The organism is Amazonocrinis nigriterrae CENA67 (genome assembly GCF_016056305.1).
Taxonomy (GTDB): Bacteria; Cyanobacteriota; Cyanobacteriia; order Cyanobacteriales; family Nostocaceae; genus Amazonocrinis; species Amazonocrinis nigriterrae.
This window is the reverse complement of record NZ_JAECZC010000029.1, coordinates 40,950-42,612: the sequence shown is the minus strand read 5'-3', so window position 1 is coordinate 42,612 and position 1,663 is coordinate 40,950. Positions and strand designations below refer to the sequence as shown.

Genomic DNA, 1,663 nt, shown 5'->3' with positions numbered 1-1,663 from the left:
GGGCCCCGAAGCCCCCCATCTCCCCATCTCCCCACTAATCACCACCCATAAAATAAATTACTGTGACGGTAGAATTGTAGCCTTCCAAAACCCAGGAATTGACCGTGAGATTTTTCACCTGCTGGAAAAGCTGTAACTCCAAATAAATAAACTCCTGCAACTGTTGGATTTTGTACAGGCTTTAGAGCGATTGTGATAGTTTTACCAGGTGATACTGGTGGATCAAATGTTAGCGATAGGGTTTGTTTTTTCCTATCGCTTGTGGCATCTTTCAATCCTAACCTCTGCCCTTTGTGGGAACGACTACCTTCAAAAGCAAAACTGTCTTTGAGGCGAAAACGAACGTAGTCTACTCCCTCACGCTGGTTAATCGTGATCTTTTGCAATGGTTCACCTGCACTGTCTGGCAAGCTAACCGTAAAATAGTAAGTTGCACCCCACACATAAACATCGTTGTAGGTAGTGACTGCGCCAACAAGTCGCGGTGGTTGGGCAAAATACACTGTGCCATCTTGCAACTGAATTGCTCGACTCGGCTGAAAAGCATACCCTTGCATCATCGCTATGGTTGCGATCGCACTGCCTAATAAAGTCAACAGCCGCATTGCTCTACCCAGATGACCGAGTTAAATAGTATAACAGTTTTCAATCAGCTTCAACACGGTTATTTGTTAGTTTAAATACCTACCCTAATATTAATAAATATCACAATTTATTTGATTATTTTAAATATTTAGATAAAAAATTTAATATTTAGTATGAATACATCGAAAAGATAATAATCATTACTTTTTGAGGTTATAACTGTTTTGTAAAAGATAATTGACATGTGTTGTCAAAACAACTCTTGAAGTTAGAAACTAAAAATACAACACAGGCAATTATTCTTATGAATACTCTTTCTACAGTTGAATTCAAGCGACCAATTTGGCAGACTGCTGTCATCTTCACTTTGGGCTTTTGGTTGAGTGCTAGTGTGGTTTTAGATTGGGTAATTATGCCTAGTCTTTACTTTTCCGGGATGATGAGCCAAGCAAGTTTTACTACAGCAGGTTATGCGATTTTTTGGAATTTTAATCGCATCGAATTATTATCTGCTGCTGTAGTATTGACTGGCGTACTAGCTTTGAGAAAAAGCCTATCTAGCTGGAGTCTTAACAGCATTGTTTTATCGGTAATGTTGTTAGCTATAGCTTTGTTAGATACCTATTTCTTAACTCCGCAAATGTGCGCTGTTGGAACTCATCTGAACTTCTTTGAAGCTGCATCTGGAATTCCAGCGCAGATGAATTTATTACACAGCAGTTATTTTGTACTAGAAGCAATAAAACTAATGGCGGGTTGTGCTTTGTTAAACTGGTGCTGGCGGCAGCAGGTTTAATTTTTAGGGAACTTCAACAAGTAAATCATCCTGGTTGAAGTTGCTGATTGATGACTGATAACTGTAAACAGTAGAATGTTTTTTATTTGTCAGTCCCTTAAGCAAGCGATCGCTCATACCAAAATTTATGCCTACCAGACTGATAGACTCAACTGGTAGGCATTGTTTTTTCTGCTTATTCTTGTTGATCTCAGCTTTCTTCAGAATCAGGCGATGCTTCATTGCTGAACAACAGCAAGCGCGCGGCGAGGATGGCAAATCCGACAGCCGCGATCGCTTTTA

3 protein-coding genes are annotated in these 1,663 nt (G+C 39.7%); 1 reads left to right on the top strand and 2 read right to left on the bottom strand.

Annotated elements, in window-relative coordinates; genetic code table 11:
- Positions 1-38: 38 nt before the first annotated feature.
- On the bottom strand, positions 39-605 hold the full coding sequence (locus I8748_RS16100; RefSeq protein WP_198125588.1) for a DUF2808 domain-containing protein: 567 nt from the start codon (positions 603-605) through the stop codon (positions 39-41).
- A 284-nt stretch (positions 606-889) separates the two neighbouring features.
- Here I8748_RS16100 and I8748_RS16095 point away from each other — a divergent pair, with 284 nt between their 5' ends.
- Positions 890-1,381, top strand: a complete 492-nt coding sequence (locus tag I8748_RS16095; RefSeq protein ID WP_198125587.1) for a DUF4149 domain-containing protein — start codon at positions 890-892, stop codon at positions 1,379-1,381.
- Between the two features lie 3 nt (positions 1,382-1,384).
- On the opposite strand, the gene I8748_RS16090 is transcribed toward I8748_RS16095, so the two are convergent.
- Positions 1,385-1,603, bottom strand: coding sequence for a hypothetical protein (locus tag I8748_RS16090; RefSeq protein WP_198125586.1), 219 nt, complete (start codon positions 1,601-1,603; stop codon positions 1,385-1,387).
- Positions 1,604-1,663 lie beyond the last annotated feature (60 nt).

What these genes read in the sequence shown, in the direction of transcription:
- I8748_RS16100 (WP_198125588.1), bottom strand. Translation starts at nt 605, where the DNA reads ATGCGGCTGTTGACTTTATTAGGCAGTGCGATCGCAACCATAGCGATG.
- I8748_RS16095 (WP_198125587.1), top strand. Translation starts at nt 890, where the DNA reads ATGAATACTCTTTCTACAGTTGAATTCAAGCGACCAATTTGGCAGACT.
- I8748_RS16090 (WP_198125586.1), bottom strand. Translation starts at nt 1,603, where the DNA reads ATGAAGCATCGCCTGATTCTGAAGAAAGCTGAGATCAACAAGAATAAG.